Consider the following 16,839-nt stretch of genomic DNA (forward strand, 5'->3'; position numbering starts at 1 on the left):
AGCCCCACCTCTTCCTTATGACTCTTTTCTGTCTCTCTCCAATATCATCTCACTAACCTGCTGACCGCTAAGTGTAACCATGGGCATTCCCCCACCCGGATTGACAGTACCACCAACAAAGTACAAATTGTCATATAGCTCACTATGCTTTGCATTTTTAAACCCATGATTTTTCTTTTTAGAGGAAACCGTCCCGTAAATAGAGCCACGGTGTGAATAATACGTTCGCTCTATATCATGTGGGGTCCACATATCTTCAGTGACAATATGCTGCCGAAGACCTTCTAATCCCATATTTTCTAGCTTAATGAGCACACGTTCTCTTAAAGCCATGTAATCTTCTTCAGCAAATGGCTGGTCCTGGAGATAAGGAATATGAGGCAATATTTTAATGTTTTCGTGACCCTTTGGAGCCTGTTTCGGATCAGTCTTGTTTGTATTCACTAAGTATATTGTTGGATCCTGGGGCAGCTCATAGCGATGGAAGACTTGATCCATTTGCTCCTTTAAGTTATCGGAAAAGAAAAAGTTATGATGGGCAAGCTGTGGATATAATTTATTCACACCTAGATGCAACACTAACCCCGAGCTGGAGGGCTCAAATTTCTTTTCTAGCTTCTCTATATACTTTGGCTCTTCCTCCAATAATTTTTCATATGCAGGAATGACCTCCATATTAGAGATAAAATAATCTGCTGTTACCTTTTTACCATCCGCTAGCTCTGCTGCAGCAATTCGTTTAGCTCCATCTCTATGTAAACGCTTTACTTCTTCTCCAGTATGGAAGGATACACCAAGCTCCTTCCCAAGCTTCACCATTCCACTTGCAATTCCATGCATACCTCCCGGAACATACCAAACACCCTGTGCATGCTGCATGTAAATCATCATATTTAACACAGCTGGTGCATCATATGGGGAGGAACCAACATATTTGATGAAATAAGAAAGCATCGTACGTAAATTAGGGTTGCTCACTCTTTTCTTTATAGCATCATACATAGTCGAAAAATAATCAAAGCCTCTTAGTGACTCTATAAAACCATGCTGCCGAAACACATCCATTGTACTGTCCAATCCTTTTCCAAGATACCCTTCTTCTGTCACATCATAAATCTTTTTAGCGTAATGTAGAAATTCTTGGTATTCCCTCATATCCTTTGCTGAGAGGTTCAGGTTTTCTTGTGCCATTTTTTCAAGGTCTCCGTAAAGGTCAATTGTTGTTCCATCTGTAAAAAAAGACCGCCATTCATGCTCTAATCTATAGGCAGAAATGTAATCTGACATTTCGCGGTTGCTGCGCTTAAATATTCTTTCAAAGATATGTGGCATAGTGAGAATGGATGGGCCTAAATCAAACCCGAATCCCTCCTGCTCCAACCGATTCAGTTTGCCTCCTAAATGTTTGTTCTTCTCATAAAGGGAAACGGAATAACCGTTTTGAGCAAGAGAAATAGCTACAGATAAACCCCCTAGACCACCTCCGACTACAACTACAGTTTTTTTACTTTTGCTCATTAAGATGACACCTGCCCTTTCATATCAAAGCAAGTTGCTTGATGAATTTTTTTCATTTCTAGAGGGGATACAAAATTTCTAGTGTGAAAACAGTCATAATCATTTTTACGGATTGTATTTAATATGCCACGATAGATTCTAGCAGCAAGTAGCACCTGAAAACGGCTATCCTCATCAAAGTAAAAGATTGATTCATAGAAATGATCATATAATTCTTCTGCACGATGAGCTAATAACTCCCAAATTCGAATGAATTGGATGTTTATTTTTGCGTTTTTCAAATCATACTCACTATATAACTCTGATTTCAATAAAGATTCTGGTAGATAAATTCGGTTCTTCCTACTGTAATCTTCCCCGATATCACGAAGAATGTTAGTAATTTGCATAGCTATTCCAAGACTGATAGACTGCTCCCGTAAATCTAATGTTGAATCCTCAGCAATTATAGGTAAAAGCATTAACCCAACTGTTCCAGCAACATAATAGCTATAATTCTCTAGTTCTAAAAGGGTTTTTGGCTCTTTAAAATCAATATCCATTCTTTGCCCCTTCAATTGATCATAGAAAGGCGCTATATCCATATTGTATCGGTTAAATACATCCCGAAGCGCTAGCCACACCGGATGGTCGATTTCCTTGCCTTGCTCGAATAATCGTAACTCTGCCTCTAACTGATCTAATGCTACCTTCTGGGTAACCTTTGTATTGTTTTCGTCGACACTGTCATCAGCCTTCCTACAAAAAGTATAGATTGCAAATACTGCATTTGCTTTCTCCTTTGGCAATTGTTTAAACGCAAAGTAAAAACTTTTCGAGTTACGTTTAATCATTTCTTCACAATAACGATAGGAATCTTCTATAGGTGAGACCCTTTTTGCAACCAAATCTTTCGCCTCCTTCTATCTTTTCGAAATTTGAAAACTATCAAGTATTCACTCTATTTTTATATAAAGAGAATCTTTTAATTCGTCACAAGTTCTGGTAAACCAACTTCATTTTTTTCTTTAATTCCATCATCTAAAAGTAACTCTTCAGTAGCAATTTTTGCAGATAGTAATACAATCGGCACTCCTGCACCCGGATGAGTACTACTTCCAGTAAAGTACAGATTCTCACAGTTTTTTGCTTTGCTCTGCGGTCTCATGTGATTACTTTGTGTAAGAGTTGGTTGTAGCCCAAAGCAAGCACCATTATAAGCATTGAACTTAGACTCAAAATCCCTAGGAGTCATATAAGTTTCTGCGACTATTTCTTCTTCAATATTTTCGAATCCTTTAACATTCTTTAATGACTGCATTACTTTATTTTGATAATATTGAACCGTCTCATCGGTCCATTCATATTTCGAGGAAGATAGCTCAGAAACTGGAACAAGGATATATAGACCATCCTTTCCTTCTGGTGCCAGACTTGGGTCTAATTTAGAGCCAACGTATACATAGAAAGAAGGCTGTTCTAGCTTGTTACCATCAAAAATATCGTTTAAGTTCTTTTCTAGCTCATCGGCTATAAAGAAATTGTGTACATTGTCTAATTCCTCGTATTTTCGATCCATTCCTAAGTACATAACAAAGCACGAACACGAGTATTTCATACTATCGATTTTTTTATCTGTATATTTTCCCTTCGCTTTAGTATCCTTCACTAAATTCTTCATAGCGTAAGGAAAGTCTGCATTGCACATAACGTAATCAGCTAGAATTTCTTTTCCATTGACGCGAATACCATAAGCTTTTTGTTCTTTTATAAGCACCTCATCTACAGATGCATTGTAGTAAACTTTGCCACCTAATTCCTTGAACAAACGCTCCATCGAAGAAGCCATTGTATACATTCCACCCTTGATAAACCAAACTCCGTAGAGCATTTCAATCATTGGAATAATAGTATACAAAGAAGGTCCATTGTAAGGTGACACTCCTATGTATAAAGTTTGAAAGCTAAGAATTTGTTTAATACGCTCATTTTTTACGTATTTCCCAATAAAATGGTCTGCACTATCAAACGTTTTTAGCTTAAACATTTGTCGAATCGTTTTTGGATTATAAAAATCCGTAAAATTTCGAAAAGGTCGTTGAAGAAAATGGTTTTTTGCTACAAGATAACGCTGGTATATTTCCTGTAAATATTTTAAAAATCCCTTCGAATCTTCCTCAGAAATATTTTCCAACGTTTTCATCAACTCAATCAAATCAGAAGAAATATCATATTTTTCCTCTGCTTTTGATCCAAAGTATGTAGAATACATTGGGTCTACTTTTTGCATAGGTATGTAATCGTCGGGATCTCTTCCAGTTAGTTCAAACACTTCTCGGTATAGCTCAGGCATCATGACAATACTTGGTCCCAGATCAAATTGATAACCATTCATGTCTATTCGGTGCATTTTCCCTCCAGGTAATGCCTCCTTTTCATATAGCTCTACTTCATATCCTGCATGCTGGAGACGAATAGCACTCGCTAATCCAGCAACACCTGCTCCTATTACCACGACTTTCTTTTTACTTTTTGGCATTGTACATTCTCCTTCTCTTTTCTTTTAACCTGTCTATACTTTTAGCTTGGATGTTTGGATGTTTGGATGTTTGGATGTTTGGTTATTTTATTTAATTATTCACAAACCTTATACAAAAGTCAAACCTTTTGTATAAGGTTATTTTAAAATAAGTTATACAAACATTATATACGAATTATTAATTTATCGTGTCAGGAAAATAAAATATTTTCAAGAAGACAAAAAACACCACGCTTTTTAAAAGCATGGTGTTTTTATAAAAGTAAGTTATCTTACCTTTTCTGTTGATCATTTTTTGATGTAGCTTTATCAGCCTTTTTAAATTCTTGCTGGTACAAAACCTCTTGAGTTGAAGTCAATCCATTGTCTTTTACGGTCAGTTGCTCATGTGGCGGCTTACGATCTGGCATTTAAACACTCCTTTCTAAGTATTCATATTATGTTGTTCTTATGGAAAGATAGATATACAAATAATATGAGGCAAATAAAAAAGGTGTAATACACATTCATTTATCTTAAAGGTGGATTAAGTTTCCTAAATAGAAAAACCATCTCCAGAAGTGTATATTAAGTGTTACGAGAGCTTAGACAACTTCGCCAAGAAACTTCAAATAAGACATAGATATATAATTACGGAGAATTTTTGTAAACATAAGTTAAAAAGTTGGTCTTTTAAAAATATAGTCTTTACTGAATTTTTTTCTAAAACAAAGAATATAAACCAATCACACGAAATGGAATTAGTTGGTCTAGAAAATAAAAGATTAATCTCCAATAGAACTTTCTTTACCAATAAAATATCGAGAGGTTGTACTTTTTAAGACATAAAAAAAACACCAATTCTATTTTGATAGAATTTGGTGTTCTGTAATAAACCATTACGGTCCAATAGGGCAAGGTTTACCTGGAATGCATTTTATAGGAGTACCGCCGCCAGCTTCCGGTGCAGGTACTTGTGCGCTAGCACTTGTTCCAAACGATAAACTCAAAACTAATAAAACACCTAAAATTGAAAACATCGATTTTTTCTTTTTCACGAATTAAACACTTCCATTTCCTTGATATTTTGTCTTACACTTCTAATTTCTACATTATTCGTTAAAACCCTTTTTTATTTTTAGAATATTTTTAATTTTAACTAAAAAAAGAAAACTATAACCTGTAAGCACCTTATATAAATATACTTAGGTTGGTATATTCACCATGCACTCGCTTTCTTTAGTTCAGTTATAATTTTAATTACCTATCTTGCAAGATGATTGTTTTATGTAAGTAATTTGTACTTATTCGTTTATTCAATGGGTAAGTCCAACTTCTTTTAAAACTTCCTTAAACTATTACAAATTTTATCTCCTAAATTTGACTTTAATATTACTTTTCTAAGTGTTACGAAGGATTGATGATCAACTATCAAATGCAATGTAACCTCTACGAACGGTTTAGTAGATAGTCTCACTATTCTCGCATCATCTTTAAATTATTTATATTAAGTCGTATAATTTTTCTATTCTCAAACGTCTATTAATTGAAGAACATTAGGAGGGTAGCTATATGGAAGAAAGCAAAAACATTAACAAAATATTTGTGGATGAAGCTCGAAAATTAAGAGATGAATTTGAAGAGATAGTTTCTGAATACTCAGCAGACCTTTGGAATTATTGTAAATATGTTACCGGTTCTCCTTGGGATGGCGAGGATCTTTATCAAGAGACTATGATTAAATCCTTTGGATTACTCCCACAACGTTGGAGTGAGATTACTAACAAAAAATACTATCTATTCAAAGTTGCAACAAACACTTGGCTCGATCAGTGTAGAAAACTTAAACGGGAAATAGGAACTTTAGATGAAGTACCTGAGAAAAACACTGATTTTTCGGATCGTTTATTATTGGAAGAAATTCTAATATCATTGGAGTCGAATTTGACTATTAAACAAACAGCAGCGTTTCTATTGTTGGATATTTTCCAGTTTAATGCAGATGAAGTAGCTGGGATTGTCAAAAGCACTCCAGGTGGTGTATATTCCTCTGTTCAAAGAGCGAGAAGAAAAATAGATTCTTTGGATTTCTCTAAAGCAAAAACTAAAATAGCCACACAAAGTCATAACGTAACCATCCAAGCATACTTAGAAGCCTTTAATAATGGAGATTTAAAACGTATGTTAAGACTATTTAGTGAACAAGCACAAAACGAAGCCTTCTTTGGATTCCAGGAATTTTCTAAAGATGAAATGTTGAAAGGTTCTTTAAAATTTGGTTTGCCTGGTCACACAGCACGTGAAATTTATCTGTGGGGTAAACCAGTTATTGTTGTGTTAACTTCTGAAGACGATAATGCTGAAATTCACGACATTCAGCAGCAAGAAATTGAAAACGGAAAAATAGTAAGCCATAAAAGTTATTTCTTCAGAAAAGAATTTATTTTAGCTGCCGCTGAAGAGCTTGGAATGAAGGCGCAGTTAGTAAAACCACCGGTAGATTGGAGTTGAGTTTTAGGGATGACAATTGTTGTCCCTTTTATTGTGTCCTTTGCACTGCTCTCAACTTTTCTACTTAACAATTTGTTTCTAATACGCCTTTTCACTACAATGTTTTTAAAATTTTTGCCCAATAATCCCCCCTGGTATAGGTGTGGATTACTCCATAATTATTATCTACAATTACATTGTATCTGTTGTAATATCCACTTTAAAATCTACTCTTGTAATCTCTAAACAGTTTTATGTATCCATTGTAGTCTGTAATAGTTCTTTCTCTAAATCCACTTCTTTCATTTTGCTGCGAAAAGATCTCCATTACATCTCTAAGTGTTACCTTGTTTTTTAATGGGTTGTTGCCTTACTTCCTTGTAGAAATAAGCTAATTTCTGTGCTTACTTCAAAAATACTGTTTGTCTTTGATTGTGTATAACCTGACGGCGCGTAGTACCTTAGAATACATACACTCGAAAAATATCAATAATCGGCAATTTGAACACTAATTTGCGACGCTATGTTACGAACTTTGTATCATCATTCTTTAACCCTTACCTTTTTAAGGACACCCTAAAATTCTAGGGCCTAGTGCCCGCAAAAGCTGTGATTTTCTATTTTAAAGTTCCTTTAATTGTTGACTCAATGTATAATAAAACTAAACTCGAAGGGACTGAACTATGCGCAGATGGCAATATTTTTCATCCAACTGATTAAAAAATTGGAGGTAAAAGTATTGATAAATGAACTACAAACTCAAAGATTACATTTAAGGAAAATGGAAACATCAGATTCACCTAGCTTATTTAAAATTTGGTCTGACCCAGATGTTACTAAATTCATGAACATCTCTAGCTTTACACACGAAGTTCAAGCAGAAGAAATAATTGAAATGTTTAAGGAATTGGCTCAATCTAGCAAAGCTATTCGTTTCTGTATAATTGAAAAAGAATCCAGTGAAATAATTGGCACGTGTGGTTTAAATTCGATAGACTTTGAAAATGAGAAGGCCGAAATAGGTTATGAAATTGCTAAAACCTATTGGGGCAAGGGATATGCTACAGAGGCTATTTACACGTTGATTAATTATGCTCTAGAAACATTAAAAATAAATAGAATTGAAGCCAAAATAGAACCTGCAAATGTAAATTCAATTAACGTTTTAAAAAAATTAAATTTCACATTTGAAGGAACATTAAGACAATACGAAAAATCAAAAGGAAACTTAATAGACATCAATATTTATTCACTATTAAAAACGGATTGAAGTTAAATTTTTCTTACCTATATCTCTCGAGATATAGGTTTTTTTCTCATATTGTTGTCCTATTAGGTGCCCTTATTTTCTATCCTAAGTTACTTCACAGTTTGGTTCTAATACGCCTTAACACTACAATGTTTTTAAAATTTTCATCCAATTATCAATACCTGCATAGGTGTGGATTACTACATTATTTTTATCTATCATGCAATTATGTTCTACTAAAACTTAGACTTATTCCACCAATGTTAACCTTAGATAGCTTTTAGATGTTTTAGTCGTGTGTAAGCTTTGTTTGATTGGATACCCTTATGGGATTCAACCACAATTACACTGTATCTGCTGTAATATCCTTTTTAAAATCTACTTTTGTAATCTCTAATCAGTTTTATGTATCCATTGTAGTCTGTAATTGTTCTTTCTCTAAATCCACTTAACTGCATTTGCTACTACAAGATCTCCATTACCTCTCTAAGTGTTACCTTGTTTTTTAATGGGTTGTTGCTTTACTGCGAGTTGAAATAAGCTAATTTTTGTGCTTACTTCAAAAATACTGTTTGTCTTTGTCACACTGATTCCTCCATATATTTAAGAGGGAAGAATCAGTGTAGGGACAAAAAAAGGATACTTTCACAGTGGTATAATCTGTGTTAGCATCCTTTATCTGTATCAAGCCCTGTCACATCAAAGCTTGAATTGTGTTTAACTGTACGTCCCAGGAGAGATTCGAACTCCCGACCGACGCCTTAGAAGGGCGTTGCTCTATCCAGCTGAGCTACTGAGACAATATTTTCTTTCCTTAATAAAATATTGGAAAGACAATATATATTATCTAATAATAATAGGATAAAGTCAATAGGAATTCAATTTTTTTTATAAAATAATTGGAAAGGAACTCAACTTTATCCTTACTCTATATCGCACTACCTCTAAAATATTGTAAAATTCCCTGCTGAGATTCTGCACCTAATCAAATAATCATTAATCTATTCGACAGTTTCTCTGAATGATTTTCTACCTGAGTATACCTTATTGACATCTACGGTAAGATTACTAATCGAGTTCTCTGTTAACGGTACTTTTCCATCCTTTTGGACCTTTTTCCAAGCCTCTAGATCTTTTCGATACATATATTCTGATAATCGATATATATCCACATCTATATCTAATCCTTCTAGATAAGTTTCTTCAACTTCTTTTTTTATTTGCTTCTTAACAAAAGAACGTACCTCCTTCTCTGTTATTGTACCTTCAAAACCACTTAATAAAGCGTTCATATTTAGTTTAATATCAAATTTTACTTCTTCCCCTTGTATTTTTGGCTCTACATCTATTTTCAGATTATCTATTACAATTGTAACAAATTCATCTTCCCGAGGAACTGTGATTTCACCTCTTTTTGTTTCCTTGGACATCCATTGTAGACCATTAATTTTATCCCCTGTTACAAATCCTTTAAGATCCTTTGGTGTAAGAATACCAATACCGTCAAATTTTGGCAATTTATCTTTTTCTTTATTAGAATTCCATTTGTCATCTATTTTTATATATGGTATGTTCACTTCGTGACTAGGTTCGTTTAAACGGATAACTAGTTTTCGAAAATCTATCGGTTCTATAAAAGACTCTTGCTGATAGGAGTTCATCGGATCTGCAAGCTTAAGTCTGGTCAATGCATTATTGAATAATGGATCGAGCAACAATACATCCTCTACAGAATCTTTCGTTGCATAAATCCACGTTTGGTATCTAATCTCTCGGTATCGTAAAAAAGAGTTTATGATCGTATTAGCTCGCCCTTCTTTTAATGCTTCTTCCGAAAAAACTAAATACGTCATATGTCCCCAAAAAAGCTTTAAATCCATGGATTGGTATAACTCAAAGAAAGCCTCTTCTACGGTGTTACCCTTAGCCCTGCCTACTTCCGCTTGGATAGCATCCTGAATTGGTTGATCCGTTTTAGCAATATTAATAAAATCTACAATTTGAGCATATATCTCATATTTTCCATCTTTGTAATCTATACCAACCCCATAGATATATCGTATTTTGTTTGGCTCATCCGCGTCCCAGCAGCTTGTTAATAAAGGAAGAAGGCAACAGATAATGCAAAATTGTTTAATTCTTCTTTTCATCTTCTGCTCCCCCTAATCGAGTAGAATCCTGCGGATCTAGTGAATTTGGACGGTCCTTATAATCAGTAGCCGGTGGTCTAAATAAAGATTTTTTAATGGTTGCCCAGCTGAGATCTGTGGCAATATTCATATAAGACACACCGAATATTCTAATGTTTGATAAGTAAAGAAGTAAAAGATATAAGGAGACAAAAAATCCAAATAAGCCAAGAAAAGATGTAATAAGAATCATAATGATTCGTACAACACTAACGGCAGTAACAAGGGATTGATTGACTAGTGTAAAAGTAGCGATGGTAGATATAGCAATAACAACAATCATTGCCGGACTTGTCAAACCTGCCCTAATCGCAGCGTCCCCAACTATTATACCTCCAACTACGCTAATGGTTCCCCCTATTACACTTGGTAATCGTAGTCCCGCTTCTCTAAAAAGCTCAAACATGATTAACATTATAAGCATCTCTAGAGCAGAAGGGAGCGGAAGGCCTGTATTATTTTGGACTACTGTTGCCAGTAATTGAAAAGGCATTTGATCCTGGTGGAAAGTAGTTAACGCTAACCAAAAAGCTGGCAAGGCTACACCTACCATAAGACCTACTATTCTCAATAGCCTTTCTGCAGTACTAAAAGCAACTGGATATTCTATATCCTCGCCAGCCTTTAAAAGCAAAAATAAATTTACCGGAGTAATAACAACATAGGAAACTCCATCTACTAATATAAGAAACCTTCCCCTTACTAACGCTTGCATTGCAAAATCTGGCCTTCCTGTATAATCATTTTTCGGAAATACAAGTGATCTCTTGTTCACTCTTTCCATTAATAACTCTCCACCAAAGAGAATATCTACATCAATTTCATTTAACTGCTTTAAAATATCCTGAAGTATTTCCTTGCTGGCAATGTCTTCCATATAGAGTATGGCGACAGTTGTCTTAGACCTTCTGCCTATTTCCATTTTTTCTACGCTTAAGGAATTGGTTGGTAGTCTTTTTCTTATTAAAGCAATATTAACCGAAATATCCTCTATAAAGTTATCTCTTGGTACCTTAATAAGTACTTCCATTCTAGACTCTTCTGGATTTCGGTTGGGCTTCTTTGATATATTACTTGAAAATGTAAGATTTTCATCTTCAAAAAATAGTATTAAATAACCATTAAACAGCTTTGTAATAACCTCTTCCTTCGTGTTTAGTATTTTTAGTTCAGGAATATGAAGTTTCTCTAATATTGTTTTCTCAAGCGGTGTTTGCTCTACCTGTGCACATGTCTCTTGAACTCTTGGGACAATGACTTCATTCAAAAGCTGAAGATTTACCATAGAGTCACAAGTGATAAAATGAACTTTATATTGTCCATAAGTATACAATTGAAAATCTACATCTGCATTCTTTTTAAATAGATTTTTGTATGTTTGAAGATCCAGTGCTTCCTCTGTCGGCTTCACTATGCTTCACTCACTTCCCTACGTTTTTTCTTTTTCTTTTTCTTTTTCTTTTTCTTCTTCTTTTTCTTTTTGTTTTTATTAAATAAAGCTACGATAAACAAGAAAATGGATACTATAAAAAAGAATATGAAAGTTATTATCAGAAAGTAATTACCTTTAAAGTTAAGAAATAAATTGTCACTTATTATGGTTAAAACTAGGCATATTGCGATGAACACTGGAGTAATGATAAACCATACATGCTTAACTTTTTTTATATTAAGCAGCTCAATAGCAATGAATAGGAGAAGTCCCACTCGAATAAATGCTCCTGTCAACCATTGATAAATTGAAAAAAAGTCTAAATGCTCGATAAACTGACCGATTGACACTAAACCCCATTCTTCATAGGCTGGATAGATTTGCTTACCTGCCTCTGTTGGTCCAAACTCTGTAATAGCGCCAAGTAATGGTCCCAAAGTTAGACCCATTAACAAAAACAATATTATGGCAAAATGATACCATTTCATCTTTTCCTTCATATGCTGCTGTAAAAATAGAAGCAGTACCAATTCTACAAATCCGGCCGCAGGATAAACAGTCGCTTTAATCACGGGCTCCCATCCATGTTCCAAAAATGGCCTTAATAATGAATAATCTTTCACTTGAATATTGACGAATGCTACAAAAAAACCTAATACTAATACACCAAATAAAACAATAACATTTAGGATTGCTATAGTTTGAATGTTAGTAGTAGCTAATAGGATGCACAAAACAATATAAATTATTAATAAAACAAGAATTGACGTGGTAGGTAAAAATGTTGTTTTCATCCATTGAATAGCTTCTCGCATCGTTACTGCAGCCAATACGATTAAGAAAATACTTACAACATATCGAAATAGAGTACTCATTTTGGGACCTATCGCTTCTTTTAACCATTGGGTTAACTTTTGCTGACCTATTTGTTTATGAACATAATAAAGTAGAAAAATCCACCCAAATATAATAATCGTTGCTAAAATGACGGACATCCATCCATCTCTACCTCCAATTTTTAAAATGGGAGGTAAAATTGTCACATGATTTTTTAGTCCAATCATGGTCATTGACAAGGCAACAATATGTATAATACTAATCGGTCCGACTCTTTTCATTTTCATACCTTCTAACGTTTTATAATACTTACCAGTTTTGACAACTTTCGAAGTGTTTATAAGGATGAAATGTAAATTTACAAATTAAATTTTTTATAGCAAACTGACTTAAATAATGTTCAATTTAACTCCTCACATATTCACTTTGCTATTGATTTCATGCTTGATGGAAATGAACGCCAGCTTTGCTTAATGTTTTAACTAAAAAAAGAACGTACTCGGAATAGAATCCCGAATACGCCCTTCAATTTAAAAACCAAACTAAGTTCTTTACCTATTTTCGTTGTAAAAACGACGGAAGATATTTTCAAAGTCCTCTTTAATAAATGTTTCTTCACTATAGTCCATAGACTTATAAGTCAGGGGAGAGTCTTTTTTATACTCTGTTATTATTATTGTTTTTCTTGGCCCATCATTGTAATCATGATAGGTTTTAGGTAAATCAAGTGTGACCGGCTCCATAAAAGGAATATGTCCCTTAGCAGACTTCATGAATAGGACTGTCAATTCCTTTTCATAAAAAGCATCAATATATTCTTTTTCTGATACACTCTCTAGATAATCCTCACCAATTACAAGTAATTGAAATGTTTCCTTTATAATATCATTCGTCAATATTTCTTCTACACTGATAGAAGTGTAGGTGACATTATCGTATTCAGGAAGTGACACTTCACCCACCACTCCAATATCAATTGGTTCAGCAGAAATTAAATTCCCTTGTGAGCAACATACAAGCAATATTAAAATAGAAATAATAATAGCATAAAATAAACCCCTCATTTTTTTAGGGATTTTAAAAATATCTCCCATTCTCCCACTCCCTTTATTGGTTTATATTGTAAATTAAATTATATATTATCATGTACTAAATTTTTTATATTTCTTTTAGTTGTCTATTTCATAATATAATCCAAACATAAAGAGCAAGTTGATTTTAGTCAACTTGCTCGTGTACATTCTATTTTATTCAACTATTGAATAATTACCATGCTCAGTAGAGATCACATACTCAGGCTTAGGTGGTTTTCCACCATGCTCTTTAATTTTATTTTTGTGTCCTGCAATATGCTCCGGGCTCTTCTCCCATGCCTTCCATGCTTCTTCAGATTCCCAGCGTATAATCATCACTACTTCTTCCTCACCGCGACGAACATTTTTCACTAACAGCTCACGGCTGATAAAACCTTCACGTTGCTCTATTAAAGAAGGTCCTTGATCTGGTTTTTTCTTGAAACGCTCCAGCACCTTATCTGAATTTCCTTCTGTCACTGTCCACTTGCGAATTTGTACGAACATTGTCATCCCTCCATGATATATTACTATTAAATTTGAAAGTTATTGTTTTGTTTCTAAATCCTGCGATTCTATACCAGTCTCAGACGCCTGACTTTCTTCAACTTCTACTAATTCAAATAACTGTGCAAACTCATCCATTAACATCTCAACCGCCTTCAACTCACCCACTAAAACTGGATTAATTGATTGCAATTCAGGTGTTTCTAACTGTTTCTTCAAAGAAGTAGATTTGGTATTCATCATTTCATAAAAGGCAAGAGCTCTACCTCGTCGAAACGTTTTGGCACCTCTTCTTAAATCATGCTTACCTTCCTGTTCATTTCCTTCTTCGCAACGGCCACCACGTCTACCTCTATGGGATTCATTTTTCATTTAAGAACCTCCAATCGTATACATTTGTATACTAACGTTATTGTATACAAATGTATACGATAAGTCAATTAATTAAAAAAAACTCTCCTGTTTCATAATTTCACCACTACTCATCCTTTTTAAAATTCTCAACTGATTTATTTATCACTCATTCCCTAAATATATAGTTCATTACTAATTATCAGAAATGATGTGGTCGAAAACCTTGGCAATTAAATTGAAATCCATTTCAAGGTAAGAAATACTTTACTTTATGTCCGGTATACTTTACATTTAATGAAATGAATCGCGGGAGGGAAAAAATGGAGGTCAAGAATCGATTAAAAGAACTGAGGGCTAGATCCAACCTTACGCAAAAGGACTTGTCGGAAAAAGTAGGTGTAACACGTCAAACCATTGTCTCACTGGAAAAAGGGACCTATGTCCCTTCGCTGTTATTGGCAATGAATATATCTGAAGTATTTCAGGAGCCGATTGAGAAAATCTTTTATAAGGGGGATGGCAAGTGAAGATTGTTTTATTTGAAAGTATCAGCAAGATCATTGTTATAAGCGTATTTGCATATGCAGTGGCATTTGCGTTTGAAAACATCTGGTTAATGGACGAATTCGAACGGGGTTTGGCAAACGGTGAAATACTTTTAGTTAACGTGAAATTTAGTTTATGGCCATTTATAATCAGCATCTTGTTAATGTTGCTCCACTCCATTCTGTCTGTAAAATTGAAACCAAGAAAACGGGCTGACATCCTTTTGAAATTCGGAGAGTTTCAAGAAGCTGATGAACGGGAGTTGATCATCACCAATAAAGCAACCAAGGCTTCTCATGTTACTTTTACACTGACTGTAATGTCGGCAATGGTAATTATGATACTTTTCACAAGTCACATTTATCTTCATCCTGTATTTCCTATATATTTATTTGCAGGAACAATAGTGGCTTCCAGCATTGCTTATGCTATTACATGGTGTATAGAATATTATAAGTAAAAAAATTGCACTGAGGGTAAACTCAGTGCAATTTTACCATTATATTCCATAATAAAAAAACATTATAGTATTAGAAATCCTCTTCTACAATTTCTTTTACAAATGAAAAGAAAATTTCGCCAAAAACTGCCTCGTTAGTTTAAATAGTAAACCACCATGAAATCTACATTGTTTTAATTAAATATTATCACCTTACTTTTTAACCACAGCACTCACTTGTATTTAACTGATACAAGTACATACCATCAAGATATTACCATCAGGATCTTTAAAGGAAAACTCTTCTAAATCAGGATGAATAATAATTTCAGTTACTATCTCCGCACCCATTTTAGTGACATGGGCAAACGAAACGTTAATGTCAGAAGCACTAAGATTAAAGAGTGGCTGATTTGATGGGATAAATTTATAATTTTCCTCAAAAATATGGTTATCAAGGGTTATTCCAGGGCGTCTGTCACCCATATTTAAAGTATATACAGGTCCTATATGATTCCCCTCTCTTACTTGCAACCCAAGTAATTCACTGTACCATTTTATTGAACGTTCTAAATCCGACACATGAACAAAAATTGTATCAATCCTATTTTCAATTGTTTTAAACAAGTGAGCACCTCCAAAGATTTGATATCAAATAATTCTATATAACTATTAAACAATCCTGCTAGTAAATTTGATAATCAATTCCTGAATGCTAAACATTTCGCTTACATTGTTATGAGGAGTGATAGTACAATTTGTATCCGAAAAGGCTGGTCATAAAGATGTAGAAACGCATTTAATTATTATTTTCTAGTGTTAAAAGAAATGACTAAAAAGGAGGAAAAAAATCTTTAGATACTCCCCTTCCAACACAGACGTAGGCTATAGAATATGTTACAAATATGTAGTATTGGTATTCAAAATACAATAAAATCCTCTAATGTTAAATGAATAGAAAAAACGCTTTAAAATGTTGTTACAACAACATTTTAAAGCGTTTAATCATTTTTAAAACCTATTCAATTACATTTATTACGTCCCAGGAGAGATTCGAACTCCCGACCGACGCCTTAGAAGGGCGTTGCTCTATCCAGCTGAGCTACTGAGACCAAGTACTCCCCCACCACACAGATAGGAAAGACAAGATTTATTATATAATCATAACAAAAAAATGTCAACGGTATTTCAAGAAGTTTTTAAATTAACATTTTCAATCAGTTTATGTTCCGAAGAAAAGAATAGAACTTGCCAAAGGTTTTCTTTCTTTTCTACGATAGAATAACTTTTTTCTTTGCGTCCCCTTGGCTCATGTAGACTTCCAGGATTAACGAACAGGATACCGTTTTGTAACTCTGCACCTAGCATATGAGAATGCCCAAAACAGACTACAGTAGCGCCCACTTCCTGCGCTCTATAACTCAGTGGCAATATTGTAGATTTTACTTGGTGTCGATGTCCATGTACGACCAAAATCTTTTCATTGTCCAAAGTAATGAGTTCCTCTTCGGGAAAGCTAGAATAGTAATCACAATTACCTCCAACAATGAAAATGGATTTCCCCTCAAAGTAAGAGGCATCTAATTCACTGTCTCCACAATGAATTATTGCTTGTACTTCATCTTGATGGACTTGAATTACCTCTTCCATCGTTACAGTATCCTTATGTGTATCACTCATAATCAATATTTTCAAGAAAATTCACCAC

The 16,839-nt window shown here is 34.2% G+C and carries 17 protein-coding genes and 2 tRNA genes; 4 read left to right on the top strand and 15 right to left on the bottom strand.

The features are described from left to right. Positions 1–15 precede the first annotated feature (15 nt). The 5 genes from crtI (MKY94_RS12965) to MKY94_RS12985 all read right to left on the bottom strand — a co-directional run bounded on the left by crtI (MKY94_RS12965) (position 16) and on the right by MKY94_RS12985 (position 5,073). Complete coding sequence (gene crtI / locus MKY94_RS12965) at positions 16–1,518, bottom strand: phytoene desaturase family protein (RefSeq protein ID WP_342577164.1); 1,503 nt, start codon at positions 1,516–1,518, stop codon at positions 16–18. After that, on the bottom strand, positions 1,518–2,405 hold the full coding sequence (locus tag MKY94_RS12970; protein ID WP_225321657.1) for a phytoene/squalene synthase family protein: 888 nt from the start codon (positions 2,403–2,405) through the stop codon (positions 1,518–1,520). Before MKY94_RS12970 ends, crtI (MKY94_RS12965) begins: the two co-directional genes overlap by 1 nt. A 77-nt stretch (positions 2,406–2,482) precedes the next feature. Continuing rightward, positions 2,483–4,036 carry a phytoene desaturase family protein gene (gene crtI, locus MKY94_RS12975; protein ID WP_144535577.1) on the bottom strand — a complete coding sequence of 518 codons (1,554 nt, stop codon included), beginning with the start codon at positions 4,034–4,036 and terminating at the stop codon, positions 2,483–2,485. A gap of 272 nt (positions 4,037–4,308) precedes the next feature. Next, entirely contained in the window at positions 4,309–4,446 is a 138-nt protein-coding gene (locus MKY94_RS12980) for a YfhE family protein (protein WP_144535575.1), read from the bottom strand. A 468-nt stretch (positions 4,447–4,914) separates the two neighbouring features. Next, on the bottom strand, positions 4,915–5,073 hold the full coding sequence (locus tag MKY94_RS12985) for a hypothetical protein (protein ID WP_154310494.1): 159 nt from the start codon (positions 5,071–5,073) through the stop codon (positions 4,915–4,917). 514 nt (positions 5,074–5,587) lie between these two features. On the opposite strand from MKY94_RS12985, the gene MKY94_RS12990 reads away from it, so the two are divergent. Beyond that, positions 5,588–6,526: an RNA polymerase sigma factor gene (locus MKY94_RS12990; protein ID WP_144535573.1), complete on the top strand. Its 939-nt coding sequence runs from the start codon at positions 5,588–5,590 to the stop codon at positions 6,524–6,526. A 718-nt stretch (positions 6,527–7,244) separates the two neighbouring features. Then, complete coding sequence (locus MKY94_RS12995; protein ID WP_144535571.1) at positions 7,245–7,775, top strand: GNAT family protein; 531 nt, start codon at positions 7,245–7,247, stop codon at positions 7,773–7,775. Positions 7,776–8,480: 705 nt separating this feature from the next. Here the strand turns inward: MKY94_RS12995 and MKY94_RS13000 are convergent. The 7 genes from MKY94_RS13000 to MKY94_RS13030 all read right to left on the bottom strand — a co-directional run bounded on the left by MKY94_RS13000 (position 8,481) and on the right by MKY94_RS13030 (position 14,164). Beyond that, positions 8,481–8,554: transfer RNA gene (locus MKY94_RS13000), tRNA-Arg, on the bottom strand. Between the two features lie 201 nt (positions 8,555–8,755). Next, positions 8,756–9,904 (bottom strand): Ger(x)C family spore germination protein, encoded by a 1,149-nt coding sequence (locus MKY94_RS13005; protein WP_144535569.1) that lies wholly within the window; start codon positions 9,902–9,904, stop codon positions 8,756–8,758. Further along, entirely contained in the window at positions 9,888–11,354 is a 1,467-nt protein-coding gene (locus MKY94_RS13010) for a spore germination protein (RefSeq protein ID WP_342577165.1), read from the bottom strand. The genes MKY94_RS13005 and MKY94_RS13010 overlap by 17 nt, the downstream gene beginning before the upstream one ends. Then, a complete protein-coding gene (locus MKY94_RS13015) occupies positions 11,354–12,493 on the bottom strand; it encodes an endospore germination permease (protein ID WP_144535565.1) in 1,140 nt (379 codons plus the stop codon). The genes MKY94_RS13010 and MKY94_RS13015 overlap by 1 nt, the downstream gene beginning before the upstream one ends. A gap of 270 nt (positions 12,494–12,763) precedes the next feature. Continuing rightward, positions 12,764–13,276 carry a hypothetical protein gene (locus MKY94_RS13020; protein ID WP_342577166.1) on the bottom strand — a complete coding sequence of 171 codons (513 nt, stop codon included), beginning with the start codon at positions 13,274–13,276 and terminating at the stop codon, positions 12,764–12,766. Between the two features lie 183 nt (positions 13,277–13,459). Further along, complete coding sequence (locus MKY94_RS13025; RefSeq protein ID WP_144535561.1) at positions 13,460–13,792, bottom strand: antibiotic biosynthesis monooxygenase; 333 nt, start codon at positions 13,790–13,792, stop codon at positions 13,460–13,462. Between the two features lie 39 nt (positions 13,793–13,831). Further along, the gene (locus MKY94_RS13030) at positions 13,832–14,164 is read right to left on the bottom strand and encodes a hypothetical protein (protein WP_342577167.1); all 333 of its coding nucleotides are present in this window, start codon (positions 14,162–14,164) and stop codon (positions 13,832–13,834) included. 302 nt (positions 14,165–14,466) lie between these two features. Between MKY94_RS13030 and MKY94_RS13035 the strand changes: the two genes are divergently transcribed. Continuing rightward, entirely contained in the window at positions 14,467–14,673 is a 207-nt protein-coding gene (locus tag MKY94_RS13035; protein ID WP_144535557.1) for a helix-turn-helix transcriptional regulator, read from the top strand. Beyond that, positions 14,670–15,152, top strand: coding sequence for a hypothetical protein (locus MKY94_RS13040; RefSeq protein ID WP_342577168.1), 483 nt, complete (start codon positions 14,670–14,672; stop codon positions 15,150–15,152). Before MKY94_RS13035 ends, MKY94_RS13040 begins: the two co-directional genes overlap by 4 nt. A 222-nt stretch (positions 15,153–15,374) precedes the next feature. On the opposite strand, the gene MKY94_RS13045 is transcribed toward MKY94_RS13040, so the two are convergent. From MKY94_RS13045 to MKY94_RS13055, 3 genes are all read right to left on the bottom strand, one after another. Next, complete coding sequence (locus MKY94_RS13045; RefSeq protein ID WP_342577170.1) at positions 15,375–15,758, bottom strand: VOC family protein; 384 nt, start codon at positions 15,756–15,758, stop codon at positions 15,375–15,377. A gap of 411 nt (positions 15,759–16,169) precedes the next feature. Then, positions 16,170–16,243, bottom strand: a tRNA-Arg gene (locus MKY94_RS13050). Between the two features lie 76 nt (positions 16,244–16,319). After that, positions 16,320–16,826, bottom strand: coding sequence for a metallophosphoesterase (locus tag MKY94_RS13055; protein WP_154310488.1), 507 nt, complete (start codon positions 16,824–16,826; stop codon positions 16,320–16,322). Positions 16,827–16,839 lie beyond the last annotated feature (13 nt).

Origin of the sequence: Psychrobacillus sp. FSL K6-2843 (genome assembly GCF_038626375.1) — a bacterium.
GTDB classification, from domain to species: Bacteria; Bacillota; Bacilli; order Bacillales_A; family Planococcaceae; genus Psychrobacillus; species Psychrobacillus faecigallinarum.

Excerpts from the sequence above, each read along its gene's own strand:
- MKY94_RS13035 (WP_144535557.1), top strand. The coding sequence starts at position 14,467 with ATGGAGGTCAAGAATCGATTAAAAGAACTGAGGGCTAGATCCAACCTT.
- MKY94_RS13030 (WP_342577167.1), bottom strand. The coding sequence starts at position 14,164 with ATGAAAAATGAATCCCATAGAGGTAGACGTGGTGGCCGTTGCGAAGAA.
- MKY94_RS13005 (WP_144535569.1), bottom strand. The coding sequence starts at position 9,904 with ATGAAAAGAAGAATTAAACAATTTTGCATTATCTGTTGCCTTCTTCCT.
- MKY94_RS12980 (WP_144535575.1), bottom strand. The coding sequence starts at position 4,446 with ATGCCAGATCGTAAGCCGCCACATGAGCAACTGACCGTAAAAGACAAT.
- crtI (WP_144535577.1), bottom strand. The coding sequence starts at position 4,036 with ATGCCAAAAAGTAAAAAGAAAGTCGTGGTAATAGGAGCAGGTGTTGCT.
- MKY94_RS12990 (WP_144535573.1), top strand. The coding sequence starts at position 5,588 with ATGGAAGAAAGCAAAAACATTAACAAAATATTTGTGGATGAAGCTCGA.
- crtI (WP_342577164.1), bottom strand. The coding sequence starts at position 1,518 with ATGAGCAAAAGTAAAAAAACTGTAGTTGTAGTCGGAGGTGGTCTAGGG.
- MKY94_RS13015 (WP_144535565.1), bottom strand. The coding sequence starts at position 12,493 with ATGAAAAGAGTCGGACCGATTAGTATTATACATATTGTTGCCTTGTCA.
- MKY94_RS13020 (WP_342577166.1), bottom strand. The coding sequence starts at position 13,276 with ATGAGGGGTTTATTTTATGCTATTATTATTTCTATTTTAATATTGCTT.
- MKY94_RS13025 (WP_144535561.1), bottom strand. The coding sequence starts at position 13,792 with ATGTTCGTACAAATTCGCAAGTGGACAGTGACAGAAGGAAATTCAGAT.